General features: G+C 68.9%; 16 protein-coding genes. 1 reads left to right on the top strand and 15 read right to left on the bottom strand.

Going from position 1 to position 18,114, the window contains the following annotated elements; translation table 11 throughout:
* Positions 1-178: 178 nt before the first annotated feature.
* The 10 genes from ACGFH6_RS03550 to ACGFH6_RS03595 form a co-directional block, all read right to left on the bottom strand.
* Positions 179-973 carry an alpha/beta fold hydrolase gene (locus ACGFH6_RS03550; protein WP_393380148.1) on the bottom strand — a complete coding sequence of 265 codons (795 nt, stop codon included), beginning with the start codon at positions 971-973 and terminating at the stop codon, positions 179-181.
* Positions 970-1,419, bottom strand: coding sequence for a GNAT family N-acetyltransferase (locus ACGFH6_RS03555; protein ID WP_393380150.1), 450 nt, complete (start codon positions 1,417-1,419; stop codon positions 970-972). The genes ACGFH6_RS03550 and ACGFH6_RS03555 overlap by 4 nt, the downstream gene beginning before the upstream one ends.
* Complete coding sequence (tsaD, locus tag ACGFH6_RS03560) at positions 1,416-2,468, bottom strand: tRNA (adenosine(37)-N6)-threonylcarbamoyltransferase complex transferase subunit TsaD (protein ID WP_393380151.1); 1,053 nt, start codon at positions 2,466-2,468, stop codon at positions 1,416-1,418. The genes ACGFH6_RS03555 and tsaD overlap by 4 nt, the downstream gene beginning before the upstream one ends.
* Positions 2,468-2,917 carry a GNAT family N-acetyltransferase gene (locus ACGFH6_RS03565; protein ID WP_393380153.1) on the bottom strand — a complete coding sequence of 150 codons (450 nt, stop codon included), beginning with the start codon at positions 2,915-2,917 and terminating at the stop codon, positions 2,468-2,470. The genes tsaD and ACGFH6_RS03565 overlap by 1 nt, the downstream gene beginning before the upstream one ends.
* Positions 2,914-3,582 (bottom strand): tRNA (adenosine(37)-N6)-threonylcarbamoyltransferase complex dimerization subunit type 1 TsaB, encoded by a 669-nt coding sequence (gene tsaB / locus ACGFH6_RS03570; protein ID WP_393380155.1) that lies wholly within the window; start codon positions 3,580-3,582, stop codon positions 2,914-2,916. Before tsaB ends, ACGFH6_RS03565 begins: the two co-directional genes overlap by 4 nt.
* 1 nt (position 3,583) lies before the next feature.
* Positions 3,584-4,510, bottom strand: a complete 927-nt coding sequence (gene tsaE, locus ACGFH6_RS03575) for a tRNA (adenosine(37)-N6)-threonylcarbamoyltransferase complex ATPase subunit type 1 TsaE (RefSeq protein ID WP_393380157.1) — start codon at positions 4,508-4,510, stop codon at positions 3,584-3,586.
* Complete coding sequence (locus tag ACGFH6_RS03580; RefSeq protein ID WP_393380158.1) at positions 4,507-5,658, bottom strand: alpha/beta fold hydrolase; 1,152 nt, start codon at positions 5,656-5,658, stop codon at positions 4,507-4,509. Before ACGFH6_RS03580 ends, tsaE begins: the two co-directional genes overlap by 4 nt.
* Before the next feature lie 6 nt (positions 5,659-5,664).
* Positions 5,665-6,843, bottom strand: coding sequence for an alanine racemase (gene alr / locus ACGFH6_RS03585; RefSeq protein WP_393380159.1), 1,179 nt, complete (start codon positions 6,841-6,843; stop codon positions 5,665-5,667).
* Positions 6,844-6,858: 15 nt separating this feature from the next.
* The gene (locus ACGFH6_RS03590) at positions 6,859-7,500 is read right to left on the bottom strand and encodes an HAD family hydrolase (protein WP_393380161.1); all 642 of its coding nucleotides are present in this window, start codon (positions 7,498-7,500) and stop codon (positions 6,859-6,861) included.
* Positions 7,501-7,576: 76 nt separating this feature from the next.
* Complete coding sequence (locus ACGFH6_RS03595; RefSeq protein WP_393380163.1) at positions 7,577-8,770, bottom strand: hypothetical protein; 1,194 nt, start codon at positions 8,768-8,770, stop codon at positions 7,577-7,579.
* 279 nt (positions 8,771-9,049) lie between these two features.
* Between ACGFH6_RS03595 and ACGFH6_RS03600 the strand changes: the two genes are divergently transcribed.
* Positions 9,050-9,817, top strand: coding sequence for an META domain-containing protein (locus tag ACGFH6_RS03600; protein WP_393380165.1), 768 nt, complete (start codon positions 9,050-9,052; stop codon positions 9,815-9,817).
* Here ACGFH6_RS03600 and ACGFH6_RS03605 read toward each other — a convergent pair.
* The 5 genes from ACGFH6_RS03605 to ACGFH6_RS03625 all read right to left on the bottom strand — a co-directional run bounded on the left by ACGFH6_RS03605 (position 9,801) and on the right by ACGFH6_RS03625 (position 17,902).
* A complete protein-coding gene (locus tag ACGFH6_RS03605; RefSeq protein WP_393380167.1) occupies positions 9,801-12,776 on the bottom strand; it encodes a PIG-L family deacetylase in 2,976 nt (991 codons plus the stop codon). The two genes, ACGFH6_RS03600 and ACGFH6_RS03605, sit on opposite strands and share 17 nt — an antisense overlap.
* A 303-nt stretch (positions 12,777-13,079) precedes the next feature.
* Complete coding sequence (locus ACGFH6_RS03610) at positions 13,080-14,477, bottom strand: NAD(P)H-hydrate dehydratase (protein ID WP_393380169.1); 1,398 nt, start codon at positions 14,475-14,477, stop codon at positions 13,080-13,082.
* A gap of 4 nt (positions 14,478-14,481) precedes the next feature.
* The gene (locus tag ACGFH6_RS03615; RefSeq protein ID WP_131360863.1) at positions 14,482-14,832 is read right to left on the bottom strand and encodes a holo-ACP synthase; all 351 of its coding nucleotides are present in this window, start codon (positions 14,830-14,832) and stop codon (positions 14,482-14,484) included.
* Positions 14,833-14,902: 70 nt separating this feature from the next.
* Positions 14,903-15,910 (bottom strand): LacI family DNA-binding transcriptional regulator, encoded by a 1,008-nt coding sequence (locus ACGFH6_RS03620; RefSeq protein WP_393380171.1) that lies wholly within the window; start codon positions 15,908-15,910, stop codon positions 14,903-14,905.
* Positions 15,911-15,946: 36 nt separating this feature from the next.
* Positions 15,947-17,902, bottom strand: a complete 1,956-nt coding sequence (locus tag ACGFH6_RS03625) for an alpha-glucuronidase (RefSeq protein ID WP_393380173.1) — start codon at positions 17,900-17,902, stop codon at positions 15,947-15,949.
* Positions 17,903-18,114: the final 212 nt, after the last annotated feature.

Consider the following 18,114-nt stretch of genomic DNA (forward strand, 5'->3'; position numbering starts at 1 on the left):
GCTGCGTCTGCTGCCGCACTCCCCGGGGATCCGCCACTAAACGGGCGACGTCCGGTCTGAGGAGGCGGACGTCGACTGAGTGTCACGCGGGTGCAGTCGGGCGTTCACCTGGGTTCGGCAGAGTAGGTGGCAGAACCGGTTGGCCGCTGACCGTTCACCTGGGGAGCAGGCGGCGAAGTCACCCCAGGTCTCTGCCCGCTGCCGTGCTCTTCCCCGCACTGCAGTGCACTTCGAACCGTTCCACGACCGGCAGGCGGAAGCGTGCCACCGCGATCGACCCGACCGCGATCGGCAACAACGCCTTCGGACCGTACTGCGGGAGTGGCTCTATACGCGGGCTGCCCGTGCCATGGGCAGTTGCTGTGCCGTTCAGAGCAGTGGTGGTGAAGTTGGCGACCACGGTGTTCCAGTCGGTCGGTCGGCGGAGCATGGCGTGGCCCTCCCCGGCGAGCGCGTACATCGTGACCGGAGTGCCGGCCGCGCGAAGGCGTTCGGCGTACGCGGCGGTCGCGTGCGGATCGGTCATCGTGTCGTCCGTGCCATGGGCGAACGTCACCGGCGGACGCAGCGCGGTCAGCGGCTCGCCCTCGGGCAGCCAAGGAGCCAAGGCCAGTACGCCGGCCACCCGAGGATGATTGCCCGCGGCTACGACCGCCCGGCCACCCATCGAGTGCCCGATCAGCACCACCCGGCGGATCACCGGTGGCAGTCCGTCCAGGACCGCCCGGAGATCAACGGCAGAGTCGGCGGCGGACCCGTTCCACCCGCGGTACCGATAGCGCAGCAACCCGACCGCCGCAGCGGGGACCGCCGACCGGGCAGCCAGAGCGAACGGCCACATCCGCAGGATCGGCGCCCGCCACAGATGAGGAACCGCGGTCGAATGCTCCTGCCCGCCATGAGCCAGCACCACCAGATCCGTCGCCCCGGCGGGATGCCAGACCAGATCCACAGCAGGACCGGTCCTGGTCATGGACGGCCGTAGATGTCCGCGGGGTCCCGACGGATGCCCATCATCCGGCCGTCGGCGGCGAGCTCGGTGAAACCGTGCCGCCGGTAGAGCTCGTGCGCGTCCTCGGTCCCGAGCATGACGCGGCGTACTCCCTGCAACTCGGGATGGTCGAGCAGCGTGGCCACGACGAACTTCCCCAGCCCATGCCCGCGCTGCTCGGGCACCACGAACACATCCGCGATCCACGCGAACGTCGCCCGGTCCGTCACCGCGCGAGCGAACGCGACCATCGCCCCGTCCGCCGTGAACACCCCGACGTTCAGCGACCCCGCGATCGACCGCGCCACGACCTCCCGCGGAATCCCTGGCGCCCAGTACGACGTACTCAGGAAGCCGTGCACCACGTCGACGTCGATCCGGGTTGTGTCGTCGTCGGCCTCGAACCCGTGCGGGTGTGTCCACTTCATTTGTTCAGCACCTCGGTGATCGGCATCGACGAGTCGGCGGGCAACCCCAACGGCGACGGAGACTTCCCGGCGCGGACCAGCTCCGAGCCGAGCGCTGCCACCATCGCGCCGTTGTCGGTGCACAACCCCGGCCGCGGCACCCGTACGGCGATACCTGCCGCGGAGCACCGTTCCTCGGCCATCACGCGCAGCCGTGAGTTCGCCGCGACACCGCCACCGATCAACAGGTGCTCGAAGCCCCGGTCCTTGCACGCGTCGATCGCCTTGCGGGTCAGTACGTCGCACACCGCCTCCTGGAAGGCCGCGGCGACATGGTTCACCGGCACGTCCTCACCGTCGCGACGCCGCGCCTCGACCCAGCGCGCGACCGCGGTCTTCAAACCGGAGAAGGAGAAATCGAACCGGTGCCGCTCGAGATCGCGCTGCGACGTCAGCCCCCGCGGGAACGTCACGTAGAGCCGGTCGCCACCGTCCCGTGCCGCCTTGTCGACATATGGACCTCCCGGGAACGGCAGCCCCAGCACCCGCGCGACCTTGTCGAAGGCCTCGCCCGCGGCGTCGTCGATGGTGCTCCCCATCGGCAGCACGCCCTCGGTGATGTCCTCGACCGCGAGCAACGACGAGTGCCCGCCCGACACCAGCATCGCGACACAGCCCTTGGGCAGGTCGCCGTGCTCCAAGGTGTCGACGGCGACATGCGCCGCGAGGTGGTTCACGCCGTACAGCGGTTTGTCGAGCGACAGCGCGAGCCCCTTGGCCGCGGCCACGCCGACCAGCAGCGCACCGGCGAGGCCTGGCCCGCTGGTGACCGCGACGGCGTCGACGTCGGTCGGTTTGATCCCGGCGGTCTCGCAGGCGCGCCGGATCGTCGGCACCATCGCCTCCAGGTGCGCGCGACTCGCCACCTCCGGTACGACGCCGCCGAACCGGGCGTGCTCCTCGACACTGGACGCGATCGCGTCGGCGAGCAGCGTCTGCCCGCGGACGATCCCGACCCCGGTCTCGTCGCACGACGTCTCGATCCCCAGGATGAGGGGCTCGTTCGCCATCACAATTCCTCCCGCCACCGCATGATCACCGCATCCTCGCCACCGGCGTAGTACCCGCGCCGCCGGCTGATCTCCTCGAAACCAAAGCTTTCATAGAGCCCACCGGCCGATCGATTGCCCGCAGCAACTTCCAGCAGCACGGTTCGGCCGGCACAGCGCGCCAGCGCCGCCGTCATCAACTGTCCGCCGATCCCGGTACGGCGCTCGGCCGGGGTCACCGCGATCCGCAGCAACTCGACCACGTCCAGCGTGACCGGTGGCACCAGGAGTACGACGTACCCGACGGCCGCGCCCTCGTCCGCGACCAGGATCACCCGATCCTCGGCCAGCCGGTCGAACTCGGTCGTCCACGAGACCGTACTCCAGGCCTCCGGCCCGAAGCACACCTCGTCCAACGCGACCAGAGCGGGCAGATCGTCCGCGGTCGCCGGTCGAATGGCTGGTCTCACTTCGGCAGCACGCTCTTCGGCCCGGCGGACATCGTCACGTCGGGCCGGCGCAGGTACAGCGGGTCGGGCTCGACGACGTCGAGCGTCCCGGTCGCGACTCCGGTCGCAAGCACCTCGGCCGACGGGTACTCGGCGACATCGACGTCCGCCACACCGAGCGCCTCGGCGTACAGGACCGCGCCCCGGCCGATCACCGGCAGACCCGACAGCACGTGCGCGACCTCGGCCGGACGATCCACCGCCGGTCCTTCCAGGCGTCGTCGGCTGCCGTCGGCAGCCGGGCCGTCGTACAGAGCCCAGTAGATCTCCTTGCGCCGCGCGTCGGTCGCGACGGCAACCGGCAGCGTCAGCGACGACTGCCGCGCCAGGATGTCCAGGCTGCAGACGCCGGCGACCTCGATCCCGAGTACGTCGGCCATGGTCCGGGCAGTCACCAGTCCGACCCGCAATCCGGTGAACGGGCCCGGACCGATGCCCACCGCGATCCGGGTCAGGTCCCGCGCCGTACAGCCGGCGGTCTCCAGCGCCGCGGCGATCGCCGGCGCGAGCAGCTCGCCGTGCCGCAACGCGTCGACGGTCGTCGAGGACGCGACGATCTCACCGCTCAGCGGATCGGCCAGCGCAACGGTGACGGCCGCGCTCGAGGTGTCAAAGGCAAGCAACATGTCAGTTCTTCTCCAGTACGGACACCCGGACACCGGATGCGGCCCAGCGCGGGCCCACGGGGATGATCCGCAGCTCACGTGTCTCGTCGGTGTCGTCGTCGCCGCGGGTGACCACGATGTCCAGCCGGTCCGGCGCCAGCGACTCGGCCAAACCGTGGCCCCACTCGACCACCGTGACCGCGTCGTCCAGGCTCGCGTCCAGGTCGAGGTCGTCCAACTCGGCGATCCCACCCAGCCGGTACGCGTCCACGTGCACGAGCGCCGGACCGCCTGCCAGCGACGGGTGCACCCGCGAGATCACAAACGTCGGCGACGTGATGTCACCGCGCACCTTCAGCCCCGCACCGAGGCCCTGCGTGAACGTCGTCTTGCCCGCGCCGAGGTCGCCGGACAGCACGAGTACGTCGCCCGCGCGCAACTGGCCCGCGAGCTCCTCGCCGATCGCCCGCATGTCGTCGGCCGTCGGCACGGTCAGCTCGACCGGCATCGCCTTCGCCAGGATCAGGTTGTGGTCCTGCCGCTCGACCAGCGAGTAGCCGCGGCGCCGCCAGAACTCCACGGTGTCGGGCAGTTCGACCCGGGCGATCAACTGGACCCGATTCAGTCCCCGCTGTACGGCGACCTCCTCGGCGCACCCGACCATCGCGGACGCGACCCCGTGCCCCTGGTGCCGCGGGTCGACCGAGACGCGGCGCAGGTTCAGCACGTCGCCGGTCTCCTCGAACAGCATCGCGCCGGAGGGAACACCGTTGCTGCGAACCAGCAGACCGCCGTACTGCGCAATAGCGGCGGCCACTGTGGTCGCGTTCTCGGACAGGGCGGTGGACGGCGGGTCGAGCACGCGCCGGGCGGAGAACGCGTGGTGGATCACCGCAACGATCTGGTCGACGTGGTCGGACGTCGCGTCCACTACGTGCAGGTCGGTCATGTGTGTCCCAGGGATTGTTCGGCTCGCTCGATCATGCCAAGGAGGGCGGCGGTGAACTCATCGTGGTGCTCGATCAGGCCCAGGTGACCGCAGTTCTTCACCTCGACCAGCTCCGCGCCGGGCACCCGCCGGACGATCTCCTCGGCGTGGGCGAAGGGGGTCAGGTGGTCGCGATCGCCACCGATCACCACGCACTCCACCTTCTGCAACGGCTCCAGGGAGTCGAACTTGTCGTGCAGCGCGAAGATCGGGTAGAACTCCGCGATCACCGAGATCGGCGTCGCCGCGATCATCTCGTTGACGAACTCGGTGTACGCCGGCGGTACCTCCGAGCCGAACGAGTACTTCCGGGTCAGCAGGTAGCTGATGTCCGTCCCGGCCTTCCGGCTGCGCTCCACCACGTCGGGGATCCGCGCCAGCACCGACACCGTCGGCGTGGCCAGGGTGCGGAGCATCATCCCGAGCTTGCCCGGCACGATGATCGGGACCTGGTCCAGGCCGCCCGCGCTGGTCGAGCACAACCCGACCCCGATGATCCGGTCACCGAACAGCTCCGGATGCTGCTCGGCCAGCGCCATGATCGACATGCCACCCATCGAGTGACCGATCAGGATCACCGGACCGGTCGGCGCGAACTCCGCCATGATCCCGTGCAGGTCGCGGCCGAGCTGCTCGATGCTGACGTGCTCCTTCGGCGAGCGCCCGGACCGGCCGTGCGAGCGCTGGTCGTAGAACACCAGCGTGCCGATGCCGGCCAGGTCGCGGCGCTCGAAGTGCCAGCAGTCCATGTTCAGGCCGTAGCCGTGCGCGAAGATGACGGTCAGGTCCTCCGGCGGCAGCGGCAGCTTGCTGTGCTGACTCTTTCCCCGCCCCACCGCCCCGGTCAGGCCGAACCGGCGCTTCGGTTGCGCAGGCCGGCGGGACCGCTTCAGCTCGTCGACCTCGACGTACAGCTCGACGCCGTCGTCGGCCGTGAAGACGTGTGGTGCACCGCGCATCGAGCCGAACGGCTCGGCCTCGAGCTGCGCACGCTGACCGGACCGGCGGCCGATCACCTGCCGCTCGACGGCGACGCCGGCCGCCGCTCCCGCGGCGAGCACTCCGACCGCGGCCCCGATCAGACCAGCAGTCCGTCCTGCTTTGGACATACCGGTCTACCTTTCGACTGGGGTGGTGGGGTGAGCACTGTCGACGTACCGGCGGGGAATCCGGGCACCCAGCCGGGTCACGATCTCGTAGTTGATGGTCCCCGCGGCGTCGGCCCAGTCGTCCGCCGTCGGCTCGCCGTTGGTCCCGGGGCCGAACAGCACCACCTCGTCGCCCGCGGCCGCCTCATCGTCCTCGAGGTTGACCACGCACTGATCCATGCAGATCCGGCCGACGACAGTACGGCGATGTCCACCGAACAGGACCGGTGCTCCGTTCGACGCGTGCCGCGGCAGGCCGTCGCCGTACCCGAGCGGGATCAGACCGAGGGTGGACGGCCGTGGCGCGGTCCAGGTCAGGCCGTACGAGACGCCCGCTCCGGCCGGCACCCGCTTCACCATCGCGAGCCGTGCCTTCAGCGTCATCGCCGGGCGCAGCCCCAGCTCCGCCGACGGCAACGCATGCCCGAACGGCGAGAGCCCGTACGTCGCGACGCCCGGGCGGACCAGGTTGAAGTGGGTCTCAGGGAGCGCGAGCGTGGCACCCGAGTTCGCCAGATGCTTGAACTCGGCGTCGACGCCGAACGACTCGGCGATCTCGATCGCCTCCTGGAACGTGGCCAGCTGAGCCTCGTTCGCCGGGCTCTTCGGCTCGTCCGACGACGACAGATGCGACCAGATGCCCCGCACCTCGATCCGGCCCGACTGCTGCTCGCGGACGGCGGCGCGGATCAGCGCGGGCCACTCCTCGGGTACGGCGCCGCCGCGACTCATGCCGGTGTCGATCTTCAGGTGCACCCGGGCCGGCCGGTCGGTCACCCCGGCGGCGAGCTCGTCGATCTCCCAGGGCGCGCCGGCGGACAGGTCGATGCCGGCGGCGATCGCATCCGACAGCGGCTCGCCCGGCGTGGTCAACCAGCAGAAGATCGGACCGGTGTCGCCGGCCTCGCGCAGCGCGAGCGCCTCCTCGAGTACGGCGGCGCCGATCCAGTCGGCACCGGCCTCGCGAGCAGCCCGGGCGACCGGGACCATCCCGTGCCCGTAGCCGTCGGCCTTGACCACGGTCATCAGCTGCGCGCCGTCGGCACGAGCACGCAGCGTGGCCACGTTATGGCGGATCGCGGCCAGATCAACCACCGCCTCGGCGCGGACCGGGCGGTCGTCGCTAAGTGACTGGAGGGTAGACATAGCCCTTCCAGTGTCTCAGGCGCCGTCGATCAGGTCGGCAAGGGCGGCCATGTCGTGGAACACCGCGTCCGCCGCGGCCAGCTTCGCAGGGTCCGTCATCCCGGCGTACCCGAAGACCTTCATGCCGGCCGCGTTGGCCGCGGCGACGCCCAGCGGGCTGTCCTCGACGACCACGCAGTCGGCCGGTTTCACGCCCAGTTCCTGCGCCGCGTGCAGGAACAGATCGGGCGCGGGCTTGCCGTGGGCAACGTCCTCGGCGCTGAAGATCCGGCCCTCGAAACGGTCCAGGAACCCGACCGCGGTGAGCGCCGTACGGATCCGGCGGTGCGTGCCGGACGAGGCCAGGCAGTACCTGATTCCCTCTGCGTCGAGGTGGTCGAGGACAGCTTCGACGCCCGCGATCGCCTGCAAATGAGCGAACCCGTCGAACAGGCGCTGGTGGTACCGGTCCTCCAGGTCAGCCGGCAACGGCCGTCCGAGCTGCGCCTCGGCCTTCTGCCGCATGGACGCCATACTGCCGCCCATGAAGTCACGCACCGCTTCCTCGAACGTGTAGGGCAACCCGGCCTCGGTCAGCAGCTCGGCCAGGATCGAGTTGGCCAGTCGCTCGGAGTCCACCAGTACGCCGTCGTTGTCGAAGATCACCAGACCGATCACCCCAGCACCCTACGAAACGCGGCCACCGTGACGGAGACCGCCACGGTGGCCGCAGGTTCGCGAGAGCGAACGGCTGTCAGTTCTCCTGGATGGAGAAGTCGGTGAAGTCGAACCGCTTCTTGGCGTTGGCGGTGGACACGATCTCGACGCCGAAGTCGACCTGCCAAGTGGTGGCCTTCGGCGCCCAGCCACGGTTGACCATGTCGGTGAAGAAGCTCGCCAGCGGCATCGTGCCGGACTTCTGCGTGACCTGCGACACGTAGGCGGTGTAGCCGTTCTGGTGCCACACGTCGTAGGTGAAGCCACCGAAGTTCACGGTGCCCACCTTGCGGCCGGCCGGGACCTGGCCCTTGTTCTCGGTCCAGATCATCAGCTCGTTGTTCAGACCGTCACCGATCCAGGCGTCGAACGCGACGTTGTAGATGCAGCCGTCGCAGCTGGCCGGGGTCGTCGCCGCGAACTTGGCCGACTGGATCTTCGACAACGCGACGTCGTCGTAGTCCTTGTGCACGTTCGGGTACGCCTGGACACCCTTGTCGCCGGGCAGCGGCTGGGTGACGTCGACGTACCAGCTGTTGTAGTTGCAGGCGCCCAGCGTGTAGGTGCCGTTGTCGTTGTTCCACATGTTGTTGTGCACGTAGTACGCGCCGAACGTCCGGCCCTCGCCCGAGTTGTTCGACGAGGTCGTGGTCCAGGTCGGGTTGGTGCAGACCTGGCCCGCGCTCGGCGGCGCCGTGGTCGTGGGCGTCGTGGTCGACGGGGTCGTGGTTGACGGAGTCGTCGTCGTGGGGGTCGACGTCGGCGGCTTCGTCGGGGTCGACGTGGTCGTCGGCGCGCTGGTCGGCGGCTTCGTCGGGGTGGTGGTCTGGGTCGGCGTCGGGGTGGTCGGCTGTGCCGGTGCCGCGACGAAGTCGTAGTGCGCGGTATAGGTCAGCTTGGTGCCGGCGCTGTACCTGTTGCCGTCATAGCGGAGGGCACGCAGGCGGTAGGACTTGTCATCGGTCCGGCTCGGGTCGATCGAAAGGATGGCCGGTCCGGAGGCCGTGGCGGTGATGGCGACGGGCTTCTTGCCGAAGCCGTGCAGCACCGTACAGCCGGATTTCGCGTCCAGGACGCAGGTTTCGACGCGTCCGACGCTCGGGAGGTCGGTGACCGTGCTGTCCGCGACGCTGTCCGTGGTCACTGCATCAGGGGATCCCTTGGCCGCTTGGACGGCGATCGGCGCGGCGATGAGTGCGCCGATGGCAAGGAATACCGCTGGAATGACCACGCGGCTCCGGGCAGTTCGGGTGGGGGGCATGGAAAAGGTTCCTTCGTTGCTCGACGGACCTGCACTGACTGCCCCAGAACTCCAGCGTGGCCCACGACTGTTCGATTGAATCCCCAGGGGGACCGGCACTGCCGGCCTTGGCGTTCACATTCGCTCTCGCGGGTACGACGCGCCTGACGTTATCCAACCGTGATGTGAAAGGCCAACTCCGGGGTCCCGACTTTACGCGTAGTTAGCGTGCAACGGGCGGACCCACGAGCGCGTCCGTAGGGTGTGAAGATGCGGATGATCGCAGTGGCCGGCGCCGGGCTGCTGCTCGCCCTGACCGCCTGCGGGAACGAGTCGACCGCCGGCGGAACACTCACCGGAAAGTCCTGGCTGTCGACCGCCGTGACCGAGAACGGCGCCCCGAAACAGCTCGCCCAGAACACCCGGGTCCGGCTCCAGTTCACCGATGACGGACGTTTGATTGCCGATGCCGGCTGTAACTCCATGCAGTCGAAGGTGTCGACCAGTGACGGCAAGCTGACGCTCAAGGACGATCTGGTGATGACGGACATGGGCTGCCCCGGCCGGCAGGACCAGGACGGCTGGCTGTCCGGCATCCTGTCCAGCAAGCCGTCCTGGAAGGTTGACGACGACACCCTCAACGTGACGTCCGGCGGTACGACGATCGCCCTCCAGGACCGTGAGACCGCGGAACCGGACCTGGCCCTCGACGGCACCAAGTGGGCGTTGAGCACCGTGATCACCGGCGAGGTCGCCTCCCACCAGGCCGGCTCGGAGAAGGCGTGGATGACGCTGAACGGCGAGCGGGTCACCGGATCGACCGGCTGCAACGACTTCCAGGGCATAGTGGCGCAGGCTCCCGGCAAGCTGACCTTCGGGGAGCTCGCGACCACTCGCCGCGCCTGTGCGGGTGACGCGGCGAAGCTTGAGTCCAGTCTCCTGAACGGTCTGAAGGGCGAGGTCTCCTACGAGATCGACTCCAGCAGACTCGAGCTTCGCAACGCCGCCGGCGGCTTGGACTTCACCGCCGTCCGCTGAGTCTGAGGTCGAAGGCCTGGACCTCGTTCTGTGGCGTCTCGTAGGAGACGAGCAGGCGACCGTCCTCGGCGAGCGTCGCCCGCTGCGCAGCGGTCAGCGGGATCGACCAGTGCTGGACACCGGGGGTGACATTCTGCGTCGCCTGCTTCACCAGGTGACCGCTCATGTCCGGTGACCACGGCGGGATGCCACCGTCGGTGACCGCGCATGGTGTCAGGCCGTAGTCGGGTGGCGGGTCCGCGGCGAGCGTGCAACTCGTCGTCCACAACGGGATCGCCCCGAGCTCACCGGTGGTCAGGAACGCACGCACCGTACCGCTGCCGCGAGAGTTCGTCACCACGTCCACGCTGCTCCCGCGGAGTGCGGCGGACAGGATCTTGAGGTCGGTCGTGGGGACGCGGCCGGAGATCGGTACGCCGTTCCGCGCGGACTGCGCGATGGTCTGCGGTGACAGGGCGCCGTTGAGGTTGGGGTTGGAGACGTTGGGCGGCGCCGGTGTGGTCGGGCGGTCGGCCGGAGGCGTGTAGCCCGGCAGCGTCGCGAGACCCCAGCGGTACGGGTCGGACTGGACCGACCCGAGCGCCGACCAACCGAGTCGCGTGCTCATGTCGATGTGCCTGAGCGTCGTCGTACCAGCTGCTGACGTGTCGTCGTTGTCGTACGGCGTGATGTTCAGGCCCAGGCGCGACGGGTCGACGGCCGCGGGGAGGTCGGCCAGCGGGATCTTGACCTCGAGGTCGTAGCCACCACCGGCGTACGCGTGCGGCACGGTCGTCTCGTTGCTGCCGACCCACTGTGCGGTCGACGCGACCTGCACGCCGGGTGCGTTGCCGGTGTCGAGCGAACCGCTGGAGTAGCCCTGGTGGTTGTCGGCGTCGCGCTCCCAGCACGGACCTCCGCTCTGACTGAACGGGAAGATGCCGAGCTTGAACGTGTTCGCGGTGTCCATCAACGCCTGCGACGCGTTGCCGCGCGGGTCGAGCAGGATCTCCACCGAGTCCGCCTGCCAGTGGCCGACACACTCGGCCGGCGTGACGGCGTACGACTGGTAGTCGTCGCGGACGTGGATGAAGAAGTACAGCGCGTCGTCCGACCAGCTCACCTTGGCCGTACTGCCTTCACCCGTTGGGGAAACGCCACAGTCGTCGACACCAGTGCAGGTGGACGCGCCCTGCCAGATCCGGCCGAGGTCGAGCGTCGGCCCCGGGTACTCGCCTGGGTCCGCCTTGCCGTCGACGACTGGGGTTGCCTGCGGGATCACGGTGGTCGGGACCAACGTCAGCGTCAACGTCTCGCCACCGGCACCACCGGCGTACGTCGTCCTGATCGGGATCGACACGTTCTGCTGAGCGGGCAGGGCGGTGTCGGTGTTGGTGACCTTGAACGTGACTGTCGTGTCAGCGCCTGGTTGGGCAGCGTAGGGTTTCGAGGCCGCGTCGACAGTGAAGTTCGCCGGGAGCTCGAGCGACACCGCGCCACTCTGCGGCTCGGCGGACCAGTTGTGCACGACCACCGGTACGTCGATCGTCTGACCGATCCCCATCGACTGGATCGCCGGAGACCGACCGAGCCGGTTGGCCTGCGGCGCGGTCGTCGACAGCCATTCGTCGTACTCCTGCCAGTTACCCCAGCGCTGGAACCGGCCCTCGGCAGCGGAGACGATCCGTACGACGTTGTCCGTGTAGCCGGTGGCCTTCGCGGTGGTGTAGGTGGCCGCGATCTTCGCGTTCTGGTCGACCGTCGCGGTGGCGGATGGGGTCACTGTGAAGGTGATGTCGGCATTGGGGTTCGCGGGCACGGGCTTCGGGGCGTCGACTGTCCAGCCGGCCGGTACCTGGAGGCTTACGTTGCCTTTGGCAAGCTTCCCCTTGGGTGCCTTGAGGTGGACGGTCGCGTCGAACGGTTCACCGGCGACGTTGTAGAAGCGGTCGAACGTCAGGTACTCCAAGGTGCCCAGTGGGAGGCCGCCGGGATCAGGCTTGGTCGCGCCGAACAGGATCGCGTCGTCGCGGCCGGCCGCTGGATTGGCGTTCGGCTGGAACGGGACGAACGACTGGGTCATCCCGAACCGGGGACAGGCTGGTACCGAGGTGTTCTTGAACATCACCCGGCTCTGCGTCGGGTAGGCGGCCCGGCCCTCGTCGGCCACCTGCTGCCAGATCTTGGGCGTCCCGACCGGTTTGCCTTGGACGTTCCCAGCCGGCCACTTGTACGGCGAGTCGTATCCGGTCCACACGCCCGCGACGGTGTCCAGGCCGGTCGGTGTGAACCCGGTGGTGCAGTTCGCGGCGGTCGTCGTACCGCCAGTGCCCGCTGTGGTGCCGCCGGAGAAGACCTTCTTCACCTGCCACGTGCTCAGCGCATGCGGGCCCGTCAGCTGCTCGGGGAACTTGGTCGGATCGGCGGCTGCGAGCACGCCCTCCCAGATCAGCCGCCCGGCCTGCTGGTGGTTGCCGTGTCCCGCGGCGAGCGTCGGCGTGAACCCGATGTACACCTCGGGCTGCGTCTCCCGGATCACCCGAGTCACCCGGCGCAGCGTCTCCTCCTCGTCCCAGAAGTACTGCGTCAACGGCGCACTCTGGTTGTAGAAGAAGTCGATCCGGTCCAGGTTGAAGATGTCCACGGTGCCCGAGCGGTAGTGCGCGACCCGGTCCTCGTTCTCGCGCCGAAGCCCCAGCTCCGGGCCGAGCTCGGTGCCGGCCGCATTCCCGCCGCCCTCACCGCGCGTCACCATGATCACGCCACACTTCACGCCGTACTGCTGATGCCAGACGCCACACGGCCCGATGATGCTGGTGTCGTCGTCCGGATGGGCCCACTCCCCCATCACGTCGATCTTCGTGTTCCGATCAGCCACATACGGCTTGCCCGCCGAGTCCTCGGCGGAGGTTCGCGCCTGGGCCGGCAGCGGCAACGCGGCAATCAGAGCAAGAGCAGCAACCACAACAATTCGCTTCACAGCGCACACTCCAAGGGCGGCGGAGTTCACCAGCAACCCCTTTCCTACCCACAACCCACCAATCCCACGCCGCCGAGCGCGCGCTCCTCCGTTGCGTGCTCGACCCGGCTGCGTGCGGATGAACGGGGGGTACGGGGTGCTTATTAGTGCACCTGCGCGTACGCACGTCGCCGTGTACGGCGTCTCGCAGGTGCACTACCCGTCCTTCGGTACACCATGTGGCCAGGCTGATGCTGCGCGACGATCTGCGGTTGGTGCGTCGGGCAATGGTGTGGAGGCGCGGCGCGTGGCGGCGGCGAGGTGCTAGTCGGCGAGGATGCGGCGGGTGGCTTCGGGGAGGGCTGCGGCTACCGAGAGGGCTGTGATGGGGCCCGAGGCGGAGGCGAGGGTGGCTGCGGCGGCGTGGAGGTGGGCGCCTACGGAGGCTGCGTCGAGGGGGGTGAGGCCGCCGGCCAGGAGGGCGCCGCAGAGGCCGGCCAGGACGTCGCCGGCGCCGGCCGTGGCGAGCCAGGGAGTGGCGTTCGTGTTGACGCGGACCTGGCCGTCGGGGGCGGCGATGACGGTGGTCGCGCCCTTGAGCAGGATCGTCACGTCGAAGCGCTCGGCCGCCAGGCGGGCGTGCTCGAGGCGTTGGGCCTCCACTTTCGAGCGTTCGACGCCGAGCATCCGGGCCAGTTCACCGGCGTGCGGAGTCACGAGTACGCCGGTGTGGTCACCGGAGTCGTCGAGTGCCTTCAGGCCGTCCGCGTCGAGGACCACCGGCTCCTCGGCGTCGAGCAGGTCGCGGACGCGCGCGACGTCGAAATCGTCGCCGAGGCCGGATCCGATCGCCCACGCCTGGACCCGGCCGTCCCCGGCCACCACCTCCGGATGCGCCGACCGGACCTCGACCGCGACGGCGTCCGGACCGACGTACCTCACCATTCCGAGTGGGCCCGCGAGGGCGCCAGCAGTGGCTATCACCGCGGCGCCGGGGTACTGGGTGGAGCCGGCGATCAGGCCGAGGACGCCGCGGGAGTACTTGTCGGACTCGCCTGTCGGGACTGGGTAGCGCGCGCGGATGTCGGCGGGTTGGAGGACTGCGACCGCGGCGGGTGGGAGGTCGAGGCCGATGTCGACCAGGTGGACCGGGCCGCAGGCGCTGGCGGCGGGGTCGATGAAGTGGCAGATCTTGTGTGTGCCGAAGGTGACGGTGAGGGCGGCGCGGACGTGCGGCTCCGGGGTCTCGCCAGTGTCGACGTCGACGCCTGAGGGGGTGTCGACGGCAACGATCGGTACGCCGTACTCGCCGGCCAGCTCGACCGCGGCGAGCGCGTCGGGGCGGAGACCGGGGCGGCCGCCGATGCCGACGATGCCGTCGACCACCACGTCGGCGTCGGGGATGTCGGCGGTCGAGCCAATGCGTCCGCCGGCTGCCAGCAGCCCGTCGAGGCCGGCTTCGTGAGCTTTGGAGGAGAGCAGTACGGCGGTCACCTGTGCGCCGCGACGTGCCAGGCGGACACCGGCGTACAGGGCGTCACCGCCGTTGTCGCCGGAGCCGATCAGGAGGACGACGCGGGCGCCGTACGTGCGGCCGAGGAAGTTGCTGATGGCAACGGCGAGGCCGGTGGCGGCGCGTTGCATGAGGGTGCCTTCGGGGAGGCGCGCCATCAGGTCGGCCTCGGCGGCGCGGACCTGCTCGACTGTGTGTGCGCGACGCATGAGTTCAGCCCTCCAGGACGACTACCGCTGAGGCGATGCCGGCGTCGTGGCTCAGGGAGAGGTGGAGGCTTTGGACGCCGAGACGGCTGGCCTGGGCGGCGACTGTCCCGCTGATCTCGAGCCAGGGGCGGCCGGTCTCGTCGGTCTGTACTTCGGCGTCGTGCCAATGCATGCCGGCCGGGGCGCCGAGGGCCTTCGCCAGAGCTTCCTTCGCTGCGAACCGGGCTGCCAGTGATGCGGGCGGTTTCACTGCCTCGGTCGCCGTGAACACACGGTCCCGCAGACCGGGCGTGCGATCCAGCGTCTTCATGAACCGCTCCACGTCGACCACATCAATACCCACGCCGACGATCATGTTCCTCACCCTAGCTGGCAGCCAGAAGCACCCACCGAACAGCACGCCGCGGGTGGGGTGGTGGTGAGGGTTAGGGGGGTGAGGGGGTGGAGGTGGATTGGCGGACTCGCATTTCTACGGCCAGGTCCATTCGGAGGGCGGCGGGGGTGATGCCTCTGGCGAGGTCGAGGACCAGGCGGGTGGCCAGTTCGGCCATTTGGCGGAGGGGTTGGTGGACGGTGGTGAGGGTGGGGCCTACCCATTGCGCCACCGGGAGGTCGTCGTAGCCGACGACCGAGAGGTCGCGCGGGATGTCGAGACCGAGTTCACGCGCGGCCTGGTAGACGCCGAGAGCCTGCATGTCGCTGCCGGCGAAGATCGCCGTCGGCCGGTCCTTCAGACCCAGCAGAGCTGTGGCTTCCCAATGCCCGCTCTCGACCCCGAAGTCCCCCGACCGAATCAGCTCCGGATCAACCGGTACGCCGGTTGACCGCAGCGCGTCCGTGTATCCGTCGACCCGCTGCCGCGAGCACAGCGTCTCCACCGGCCCACCGATCATCCCGATCCGCCGGTGCCCAAGCTTCAGCAGGTGCATCGTCGCCATCCGCCCGCCGTTCCAGTTGGCCGAACCGATGGACGGTACGTCGTCCCCCTCGTCGCCGACCGGATCGACCACCACGAACGGGATCCGCCGCGCCTCCAACTGCGCCCGCTGGTCCGGGTCGAGATCGGAGAACACCATGATCACGCCGAGCGGCCGCCGGCTCAGCACCGACTCGATCCACTCCTGCCGCGGCCGCCGGGAGGCACCGCACTCGGACAGCACCAGCTCGACACCCTCGGCGCGAACCACTCCCTCGACACCGTGGATCAGCTCGACCGCCCAGTCGCCACCGATCTGGTGGAAGACGAGATCGATCATCGGACTGCTCGCCGTACCACTGGTACGCCGTCGATACCCGTGCTCCTGGATCAGACTCTCGACCTTGGCCCGGGTCTCCACGGACACGTCGGCACGACCGTTCAGCACCTTGGACACGGTGGGCACGGAGACGCCGGCCTGCTCAGCGATCTGCGCGATCGTCACCCGCTCTCCCACAACGAGCACGATACAACTCGACCCGAAACTTTCGATCTAGCGGTAGATCGTGCGCCCCTCGGAGTCGGGGATCCCGCTCAGGCGGTAGAAGTACGTGTTGACCTGGTCGCGCCACTCGCGGGCATTGGCGAGCTGCTCCTCGAGGCGAGTGCTGATGTTCTCCCGCGTGACGGGTTCGAACCGGTCGGCGATCGCCTTCCAGCGGGTCAGCATCGTCTCGACCTCGTCGTACCCCTGGAAGTGGGTGTCGTAGATCTGCTGGAGGACCGTCCGCCCGTTCTGCAGCACGTGGTCGTAGGGAACGTGGTGGAAGAACAGCAGCAACTCGTCCGGGCAGGTGTAGACGCTTTCGTAGCGACCGGCCAACGGCTCCGGATACTGCCCGGTGAACCCCGACCCCGTGGCGACCGTGCGGTCGACGCCGACACCGTTGCGGTCCGCGAAGTGGTACGTCCCCCACGCGGAGTACTCGTACCCGTTGACGCTCGGCCCGTAATGCGACCCCGGCGACACCATGAAACCGACACCGAGCGGCGCGGTGTAGCGCTCGTACGTCCGCCACGAGTCGGCCATGATCGACACCAGTTCCGATCGGGTCCGGTCGTCCATCGCGAACGTCGCCGCCGCCCACTCGTGCAACAGGCTGACCGGATCCGCCGACGGATCCCAGGCGAGCCGGCCGTACGCATACAAATTGCTCTGGGCAAGTTTATGCCCGGTCCAGTTCGCATCGTCACCAACGTTGGACACAGCAACGATCGCCTTGGTGCGGTCGGCAACAGTCGGCCCACCGGCACCGGTCGTGTCGAACTGCAGGATCTCCCGCCACCACGGACCGAGGTAGCACAGGTCCTTCTGCTGCCCGGTGTACTCCTGGGTCACCTGCAACTCGAGCGCGAACCGCGTCTCCTGCAACTCCCCCAGCGACGGCGACACTGGCTCGCGCGCCTGGAAGTCCAGCGGCCCGTGCTTCACCTGCAGTACGACGTTGTCCTCGAACCGCCCGTCCAGCGGGATGAAATGGTCGTACGCCGCCCGCGCCCGGTCGGTACTGCGATCACGCCAGTCCTGGTGGGAGTCGTACACGAAGCACCGCCAGAAGACGGTCCCACCGTACGGCGCCAGGGCCTGGGCGAGCAGGTTCGCACCATCGGCGTGGGTCCGCTCGTAGACGTGCGGTCCCGGCCGGTTCTCCGAGTCCGCCTTGACCACGAAACCGCCGAGATCCGGTACGGCGTCGTACACCCGGCTGACCGCGGCCGACCACCACCGGATCACTCGCGGGTCGAGTGGGTCGGCGGTATCGAGGTCGCTGAGCTCCATCGGCGCCGCGAAGTTCACCGAGAGGTACACCGCGATCCCGTACTCACGGAACACCGCGGCCAGCCGGGACACGTCCGGCAGGTGGTCGGTGATCAGCCGGGTCTCGGCCGAGTGCACGTTGACGTTGTTGATCGCCACCGCGTTGAGGCCGATCGAGGCCAGCAACCGGGCGTACCCGCGGACCCTGGTGAGATCCGCCACGACCCGGCCGTCGCGGAAGAAGATCGATCCACCGGAGTACCCGCGCTCGACCGCGCCCATCCGCGGATGCGGCACCAGGTTGTCCCAGTGGTCCAGCATCCGGATCGCGATGGCCGGCCGTTCGACCACGACGAACTCGCTGGTCATCCACTCGAAGTACCGCAGCACGTAGAAGTAGCCGTACAGCAGGCCACGCCCGGCCTCGGCGGCGACGACGAGATTGTTGCCGCGTCGCGCCACTACGAAGCCCTCGGCTCCCAATCCCTCGTCGGGGAGCGCGGCCTCGACCTCTGGCCACAAAGGCGTCTCGCGCACCCGGCCAAGGGTGCACAGGGCAACTTCCACGTCGTTGCGGATCCGCCGGGTCTGCCGGAGCTCGGCCCGGATCGTCTGCGCCAGCGCGCCGGACGCATGGATGGTGACCTCGGGCAGCCGCTGAGTACCGAGCCAGCAGGGGTCAACTGTCATGCCTCGACCACGCTCCCGAGCGACCCCTCACTCATCCCGAAAGTTTCGACGTCACTTCCGGTGCTGGACTGCGAACACACCGTACGGACCGAGCCACGGACCGTCAAGAGCCGAGTAAACGGTTTCCCGGCGCTCCGCCGGAGTCCTGGTTGAGACGAAGCCCACTCCGGCCCGGTGTGGGTGCACCGTGCGCGGGTGGGAAGAATGGAGCT

The sequence above is a fragment of the Kribbella sp. NPDC049227 genome (assembly GCF_043197265.1).
Classification (GTDB): domain Bacteria; phylum Actinomycetota; class Actinomycetes; order Propionibacteriales; family Kribbellaceae; genus Kribbella.

Bases quoted from the DNA above. Each gene is read 5' to 3' on its own strand.
- tsaB (WP_393380155.1), bottom strand. From the start codon at position 3,582: ATGTTGCTTGCCTTTGACACCTCGAGCGCGGCCGTCACCGTTGCGCTG.
- tsaD (WP_393380151.1), bottom strand. From the start codon at position 2,468: ATGGCGAACGAGCCCCTCATCCTGGGGATCGAGACGTCGTGCGACGAG.
- ACGFH6_RS03550 (WP_393380148.1), bottom strand. From the start codon at position 973: ATGACCAGGACCGGTCCTGCTGTGGATCTGGTCTGGCATCCCGCCGGG.
- ACGFH6_RS03580 (WP_393380158.1), bottom strand. From the start codon at position 5,658: ATGTCCAAAGCAGGACGGACTGCTGGTCTGATCGGGGCCGCGGTCGGA.
- ACGFH6_RS03625 (WP_393380173.1), bottom strand. From the start codon at position 17,902: ATGACAGTTGACCCCTGCTGGCTCGGTACTCAGCGGCTGCCCGAGGTC.
- ACGFH6_RS03555 (WP_393380150.1), bottom strand. From the start codon at position 1,419: ATGAAGTGGACACACCCGCACGGGTTCGAGGCCGACGACGACACAACC.
- ACGFH6_RS03615 (WP_131360863.1), bottom strand. From the start codon at position 14,832: ATGATCGTCGGCGTGGGTATTGATGTGGTCGACGTGGAGCGGTTCATG.
- alr (WP_393380159.1), bottom strand. From the start codon at position 6,843: ATGTCTACCCTCCAGTCACTTAGCGACGACCGCCCGGTCCGCGCCGAG.
- ACGFH6_RS03600 (WP_393380165.1), top strand. From the start codon at position 9,050: ATGCGGATGATCGCAGTGGCCGGCGCCGGGCTGCTGCTCGCCCTGACC.
- ACGFH6_RS03610 (WP_393380169.1), bottom strand. From the start codon at position 14,477: ATGCGTCGCGCACACACAGTCGAGCAGGTCCGCGCCGCCGAGGCCGAC.
- tsaE (WP_393380157.1), bottom strand. From the start codon at position 4,510: ATGACCGACCTGCACGTAGTGGACGCGACGTCCGACCACGTCGACCAG.